Below are 7,454 nucleotides of genomic sequence, written 5' to 3'. Positions count from 1 at the left end.
ATCGAGCACGAAGATGGACACCGCTTCACTCAGATGGCCTGCCTGTTCCTCCATGGCCCGCGCAGCGGCGGTGGCTTCCTCCACCAGCGCGGCATTCTGCTGGGTGGTCTCGTCCATCTGCACCACGGTCTGGTTGACCTGCTCGATGCCGGCGCTCTGTTCCTGCGAGGCCGCAGAGATCTCGGCCATGATGTCGGTCACGCGCTGCACCGAGGCGACGATCTCGCCCATGGTGGCCCCGGCCTTGTGCACCAGTGCAGAACCATCGGCGACCTTGCCCACCGAGTCATCGATCAGGCCCTTGATCTCCTTGGCGGCAGCGGCCGAGCGCTGGGCGAGGGTGCGTACTTCGCTGGCGACCACCGCAAAGCCGCGGCCCTGTTCACCGGCACGGGCGGCCTCGACCGCGGCGTTGAGGGCCAGGATGTTGGTCTGGAAGGCGATGCCGTCGATGACGCTGATGATCTCGGCGATCTTCTTCGAGGAAGCTTCGATGGCGGACATGGTGGTGACCACCTGGCCGACCACTTCGCCGCCCTGGGAGGCGACGCCATGGGCACCGATGGCGAGCTGGTTGGCCTGGCGGGCGTGCTCGGCGTTCTGGCGCACGGTGGAGGTCAGCTCCTCCATCGAGGCGGCGGTTTCTTCCAGGTTGGCGGCCTGCTGTTCGGTGCGGCGCGACAGGTCGTTGTTGCCCGAGGCGATCTCGCCGGCGGCAGTACTGATTGCCCGGCTGGACTGCTTGATGCGGGTGACGATCTCGCTCAGCTGCGCGGCAGTGGCATTGGCATCGTCACGCATGCGAGCGAATACGCCCTGGTAGTCGCCATGCATGCGCACGGTGAGGTCACCCTGCGACAGCGCGGCGAGCAGGCCGGAAATCTGTTCGATGCTGCCGGCGTTGGCGTCGAGCAGGCCGTTGATCTGCTGGGCCAGCTGCAGGAAGAAACCTTCCTTGTCGCTGGTTTCGATCCGGCCGGACAGGTCGCCGGCGGCGGCGCGGGCGATCACCCGGGCCACTTCGGCCTCGACCTGCGCTTCCTGGGTACGGTCACGCCATTCCACCACGCAGCCGACGGTGTCGCCGTCCTCGTTGCGGATGGTCGACACGACCTGGGCGAACTGGGCATCGCCGTACTGCATCGGGCGACGGGCCACGCCGTGCTGCTTGAGGTTCGCCAGCAGGGACGGGTCCATCTCGCCACGGTGTTCCAGCACCGTGACCGGCTTGCCGATCAGCGAGTCCTGCGCATCGAAGTCAGGCAGGTCGCGGCGCACATCGTCCTGGTACTGGCTCAACGTCTGCTGCAGGGCACGGTTGCTGTAGACGATGGTGTTGTTGGCATCGGTCAGGTAGACGCCGGTCGAACTGTAATCCAGCGCGGTCCGGATGCGCAGGTTCTCACGGGCGATGGCCTGGTCGGTCTCGATGCGCTCACGCAGATCACGCTGCATGCGCTGCATGGCCTGCATCAGTTCGCCCACTTCATCCTGGCGGCTGACATCGATGTGACCGTCGAGCTTGCCGCCGGCGACATCATTGGCCACCGAGACGGCACCACGCACGCTGCCGACGAGGGCGCGGGCGAACAGCCACACCAGCACCAGGCCGAGCGCGGCGCCACCCAGCAGGGCGATCACGGTCAGGACGGACGAAGCGGCATAGGTGGATTCGGCCTGTTCGCGCGAGGCGCGTGCGAGGCGGTTGTCTTCGGCAATCAGGGCTTCCAGCGCCGCGGCGGCCTTGCGGTGCTTGGTGCGGGTCTCGCCGACGAAGGTATCGATGGCGTCGTCCGGCAGGTCCAGTTCCAGCATCTCGGTGACGCTGTCGTAGGAGGCCAGGGCGTCCTTCCAGTCCTTGGCGAAGGTGTCGAACAGCTTCTTCTGCTGGGCGTTGTCCACCAGCTTCGGATAGTCCTTGATGGAACTGTCCATGCTGGTACGCAGCGCGGCAGCCTGCTTGCGCGCGTCGGCCTTGACGTCATCGCTGGCACGGATCAGCTGCTGGTAGGCACTGTTGCGGTACTCGCCGAGCATGCCGCGCATCTCGCCGGCCAGGCGGATGCTTTCCATGCGCGAACCGGCCAACTCGGTGGTGACGTTGTTCAGCGAATGCAGGCCACGATAGGCGACGATGCCCTGCAGCAGCATCACCAGCAGGATGACGCCGAAGGTCACCATCAGCTTCGGCATCAGTTTCAGGTTGTTGATCCAAGGCATGGGCGTTGCGATCTCCTAAGGCAGACGCGCACGGGCATCGGGCCCGGTTGCGGCGGCGGCCACGCCGGCACCAGGACCGGCGTGACTGCGACGGACAGCGGATTACTTGATGTTGGCCAGCTTCAGGCCGGCCGGCGAGCTGACTTCGATCTCGGCGCGCGAGGCATCACGCTGGATCTTGCCGATCACGCACACGGTCTTGCCTTCCAGCGTTTCCAGCGGGAACGAGAACTTGCTGCGGTTTTCACCGGCGATGCGCGCCGAGAAGGTGTGGCGCGGGAAGGCGCCGCCCATGTACAGGAACGTCGGCTGGCCTTCGGAACCTTCGGCGAAGCGGGCCTTCTCGACCTTGCCGCAGACCATGCCGTCCTTGCCCACCGAGCGCGGGGCCAGTTCCGGCGGGATCATGTCCGAGGACTGGGCGAGGGCGGACGACGCGGTGGTGGCCAGGGCGGCAGCCGAAACGAGCGCGAGCAGGGACTTCATCGGGGTGGTTCTCCGGGAGGGTGATGGTTTTTTGCCGGTGGTACGCGTTCCCGCGCGGCCGGCCTCTGTCCCCCTATCGGCACCGCCGCAGGGAACTGAAGGGTTTCGTGACAGCAACGTGAAGCGGTACGCAGACTCAGGCGGCGGCGTCCTCGAGCAGGGCCGGCTGGCCCATGTCCGCGCTGTCCAGCAGGGTCTCGATGTCCAGCAGGATCAGCATGCGGTCGTCCTGGGTGCCGATGCCCGAGATGAACCGGGTATCGACCGCAGCGCCGAATTCAGGGGTCGGGCGGATCTGTTCGGACGACAGCGGGATGACGTCCGAGACGCTGTCCACCACGATGCCGACCACACGGTCATCGACATTGAGCACGATCATCACGGTAAAGGCGTCGTAGCGCGCGTTCTCCAGGCGCAGCTTCAGGCGCAGGTCGATCACCGGCACGATGGTTCCGCGCAGGTTGATTACGCCCTTGATGTAATCCGGTGCGTCCGGCACCCGGGTGACGGCATCGTAGCCGCGGATTTCCTGCACCTTGAGGATATCCACGCCGTAATGCTCGGCGCCGAGCGTGAAGCTGAGGAATTCGCCGCCGGCGCTGGCGGCGGAGCGGGTCTGGTCGTTCATCGAGGGGTCCTGGTTCTGCCGGAAGTCCCGGTGTCAGGCTCGATATCGGCCCCGCGCGGGGGGACTTTAGGCAGGGCCGTGACAGGACCTCCCCGGCTGGTGAGGACCGGATGGCGCCAGGCCACGGCCGGCGCCAGTTACATCTCTCCGTTCCGGCGTGCCTTGCGCTGGCGGTCGATCCGGAAGATGTAGCGCTGGATGGCGCTGTCGCCACCGCGAGGCAGACTGTCGAAGCGCATCCCCACGCGCTTGATTTCGGTTCCGTTGGGCTGGCGCTGCGGCAGCAGGTTGCAGACCACCAGTTCGATATCCAGATCCGGCCCATCCGACAGCGACAGCACCGCCGCGTAGCGCTGCTGCAGGCCGAACACGGCGCAGTCGCTGGGCACCGCGACGGCAAGGCCACCGCCGCTGATGTCCACCACGCGCATCGACAACGCCTCGGGGCGTCCGTCCGCAGCCGGCAGCAGCAGCTGGGGCGAGTCGGTGATGGGGGTTTCCAGCCGGTACAGTTCGCGCCGCTGCAGATGCATCAGTTCCTCTGGCAGCGCAGCGCGGAAGGCGACATGGCCGTCGTTGTCCACGCGCTGCAGCCCCTGCAGACGGAAGCGCACCAGCACGCGCTCAAGCTGGGCGAAACACAGCACATGATCGGCCTGCTCGGCTGCCCGGTTGGACGCCTCCTGCGGGCTGCCATCGATCAGCAGCACGTCCTCGTCTTCGTCCAGTTCCAACAGCGCGGTCGGGAACGAGCGATCGCGGCCGTCGATATGCGCGTTTATCAGGGAGCGCTGCTCGATCAGCGAGCGCAGCAGCTGCCGCAGCTGGCGCGGATTACGGACCAGGAAGCGTTCATCCGCGGCGTCGGCCGCATGGACATCGTGCACTGCTGTGTCGTTGCCGTCGGACATGGAATCTGTGGTCAGGGGCGGGCGCCTGCGCGCGCCGGCGCGTGGCTCGATGGGGATATCGGCCACCGCGCCGGATTATGAAGTGTGAGTTTCATCACCTTCCATCGGCCGGGCCGGGATCGAAGGAATGGGCCGAAGGCATCATTCCTCGATACCGGCGATCTGCCGCACACGCTGCATCACCGCCGGATTGTCGTCCCCTCCGTGCAGGTGGAAGCGCGCTACCGCGGCCGCCAGCAGCTGTGCCTGTTCGGCCATGCCGTGGGTGGCCGCGGTGGACGCCTCCACCAGCGTGGCGTTCTGGCGGGTGCTGGCGTCCATCTGCGCGATGCTCTGGTTCACCTGCTCGATGCCCATGCTCTGTTCCTGCGAGGCGGAGGAGATCTCGCCCATGATCTGGTTCACCTGCTGCACCGCGGCCACGACCCGCTGCATGGTGCTGCCGGCCTGTTGCACCAGTGCGGCGCCATCGCTGACCTTGCCGACAGAGGCGTCGATCAGGCCCTTGATCTCCTTGGCAGCACCCGCCGAGCGTTGGGCGAGGGTGCGCACTTCGCTGGCGACCACGGCAAAGCCGCGGCCCTGCTCACCGGCACGGGCGGCTTCGACCGCGGCATTGAGGGCCAGGATGTTGGTCTGGAAGGCGATGCCGTCGATGACGCTGATGATCTCGGCGATCTTCTTCGAGGAGGCTTCAATGGCGGACATGGTGGTGACCACCTGGCCGACGACCGTGCGCCCCTCGCCGGCGATGTCGGCCGCATCGGTGGCCAGCTGGTTGGCCTGCCGCGCATGTCCCGCGTTCTGGCGCACGGTCGCGGTCAACTCCTCCATGGTGGCGGCGGTTTCCTCCAGGCTGGCCGCCTGCTGTTCGGTACGGCTGGCCAGGTGGCCATTGCCCTGCGCCAGTCCGGCGGCAGCGCCGGTGAGGCGGCTGGAGGCTGCCTGGATGCTGCCGACGATGCGGGTCAGCTCGGCGATGGTGGTGTTGGCATCGTCGCGGATGCGGGCGTAAACGCCGTGGAAGTCGCCCTGCATCTGCACGGTGAGGTCGCCGCGCGAGAGCGAGGACAGCAGCTGCGAGATCTGCTCGATGCTGCGTGCGTTGGCATCCAGCAGGCCGTTGAGGCGTTCCGCCAGCTGCAGGAAGAAGCCTTCCTTGCCGGCGGTTCCTACGCGGCCGCTGAAGTCGCCCTGCGCGGCGGCATCGACGATATGGCCGAGTTCTTCTTCGACCTCGATCTCGGCTGTGCGGTCGGCCCACTCCACCACGAATCCCTGGCGCTGTTCGTCGTCGCCGATGATCGGATTGACGATCAGCTGCAGGGCCCGGCCGCCGACGCGGATCTGCGTGCGGTAGGTGCCGGTGAGGCGGTCGAGCAGGGTGGCCTGGTGGGCCGGATTGCGGTGGAAGATGTCGATGTTGCGGCCCAGCAGATCGGCGGCGCTGAACTGCGGCAGGTCACGACGCAGGTCGGCTTCGGCGGCGGCCAGCATTTTCTGCAGTGGACGGTTGACGAAGACGATGTTGCGATCACGGTCGGCGATCATCACGTTGGTGGTGACATCGTCCAGCGCGCTGCGGATGCGCAGCGATTCGCCACTGGCCGCCAGCTCGCGCTGGCGGCGCTGCAGCAGCCGGGCGCTGGCCTGGACCAGGGCGGCGGCCAGCGAGTCCTGCGGGAACTGGCTGGCATGCAGCGCCTCGGGCAGGGGCTGGTCGTCGGCCAGGCCGTGTGCCAGGTGTGCCAGTTGCTGCGGGTCGTGGCCGAGCAGCAGAAGCTGGCGGCGCATCTGGACGGCCATCACCGACAGCAGGCCGGCCTCGATGGTGACGTACAGGGCGTGCAGGACCAGCACGCCCAGACCACTGCCGGCGGCGAATACCGGGTACGGCAGGCCGCGCGTCTGCAGGGCGAAGAACAGCACGTGATGCACGGCAATCGCCACGGCGGCCACCACGATCGGCAGCCAGTCGCGGTAGTACAGCAGCAGTGCGATCAGCACGATGACCGTGAAGTGGGTCTCCAGCTGTCCGTGCGTCTGGTGGATCAAGGTGGCCGACAGCACCATCCACGCCAGCGCTGTCGTGCAGCGGCTGAGGCGGCTGCCGGGTTGCAGGTGGACCTGCACCGCGCTGACCAGCAGCGCGGGCAGTGCGACCAGCAGCCACGGTGTCCATTGACCATGGCGCACGGCCAGTGCCAGCGAGGCCAGGACCAGCCCTGCACTGACCAGCAGGAACAGGCGGTCGGCACCCGCGGCCAGCGTGCGCAGGTAAGGCGGTGTCGGCTGACCGGTCGGCGCGGCGGTATTACGGGTGGAGGCATGCATGCGCTACTCCTTGTGGCATGGGCAATGATGGGAAAGGATCACGGGCGCCTGTGCATTGCGCAGCAGCCCCGCAACCAGTGGAGCGGCTGCGAGCGGACGGCCGCCGCAGCCCGCGTCGAGAAGGGAGGGCCCGGCATAGACAAGGCGCTGCTGGTACAGCACCAACCATTCGAAGGGCAGCGGCGTGCGGGCCTCCCGCAGGTCGATGCCGTCGGGTGTGCGCGCCGGTGGGGCGCAGCCACAGACGATGGACTGCCGCAGCAGCAGGGGATGCTGGTGGCTGGCGGCAAGCACGGCGGGCGACAGCTGCGCCAGCACGTCCGCGGCGCGCCAGCGGCCGGCCGGTGGCTGTGAAGCATCGGCCTGCGCCCACAGCGCGGCGAGGGTCCATCCCAGCCACGCAGCGAGCAGCAGCACGCCGGCCAGCATTCGCCCACGCTGTACCGGTATCGGGTCGGGGTCGTTGCTGGCTGGCATCGCTGGCTCGCGTAGGACCGTGTCCCGTTAGCGGCGAGCGGCGGCTGAACCTGAAGAAAAATTCAATCAGTTGGCCGGGGCAACGCTGGAACTGTGATGCGTTGCGACGACCGGCGAGGAGTCACGGCGATCAGACCGGGCCGGTCGAGGGTCGGATCCCTGCCAGTGTGCAGGAATCCGACGCGTCCCAGTTCCGATGAGGTCAGAACTCCTGCCAGTCGCCGTCGAGTGCCAGCGCCGGCTGCGCCGCCGCGGCGCGTGCGACGCGCTGGGGGGCCGGCCTGGCCGCTGGAGCTGCCGCTGGCGTTCTGCGCTGCGCCGCCACGACCACCGCCGGTAGCGGTGCTTCGTTCTGTGACTCCAGGCGGAAGCGGGCCACGGCCTCACCCAGCTGCACA

Annotated in this window: 7 protein-coding genes; all 7 read right to left on the bottom strand. The window is 67.5% G+C overall.

All coding sequences use genetic code 11. The annotated features are described in order from the left end of the window. Positions 1-2,220, bottom strand: a 2,220-nt coding sequence (locus N7367_RS19005; protein WP_279943009.1) for a methyl-accepting chemotaxis protein, incomplete at its 3' end; no start/stop codon positions are given. A 102-nt stretch (positions 2,221-2,322) separates the two neighbouring features. Beyond that, entirely contained in the window at positions 2,323-2,706 is a 384-nt protein-coding gene (locus tag N7367_RS19000) for a hypothetical protein (RefSeq protein ID WP_053520421.1), read from the bottom strand. Between the two features lie 136 nt (positions 2,707-2,842). After that, positions 2,843-3,334 carry a chemotaxis protein CheW gene (locus tag N7367_RS18995; protein WP_053520422.1) on the bottom strand — a complete coding sequence of 164 codons (492 nt, stop codon included), beginning with the start codon at positions 3,332-3,334 and terminating at the stop codon, positions 2,843-2,845. 137 nt (positions 3,335-3,471) lie between these two features. Further along, a complete protein-coding gene (locus N7367_RS18990; protein WP_053520423.1) occupies positions 3,472-4,245 on the bottom strand; it encodes a flagellar brake protein in 774 nt (257 codons plus the stop codon). Positions 4,246-4,386: 141 nt separating this feature from the next. Beyond that, positions 4,387-6,579 (bottom strand): methyl-accepting chemotaxis protein, encoded by a 2,193-nt coding sequence (locus N7367_RS18985; protein WP_065176150.1) that lies wholly within the window; start codon positions 6,577-6,579, stop codon positions 4,387-4,389. Between the two features lie 3 nt (positions 6,580-6,582). Then, the gene (locus N7367_RS18980) at positions 6,583-7,056 is read right to left on the bottom strand and encodes a hypothetical protein (RefSeq protein ID WP_128990761.1); all 474 of its coding nucleotides are present in this window, start codon (positions 7,054-7,056) and stop codon (positions 6,583-6,585) included. Positions 7,057-7,258: 202 nt separating this feature from the next. After that, positions 7,259-7,454: hypothetical protein (locus N7367_RS18975; protein ID WP_279943008.1), on the bottom strand; the 196-nt coding region annotated here is incomplete at its 5' end.

This window comes from Stenotrophomonas sp. GD04145 (assembly GCF_029835135.1).
Classification (GTDB): domain Bacteria; phylum Pseudomonadota; class Gammaproteobacteria; order Xanthomonadales; family Xanthomonadaceae; genus Stenotrophomonas; species Stenotrophomonas maltophilia_P.
This window is presented reverse-complemented; position numbering and strand designations above follow the sequence as displayed.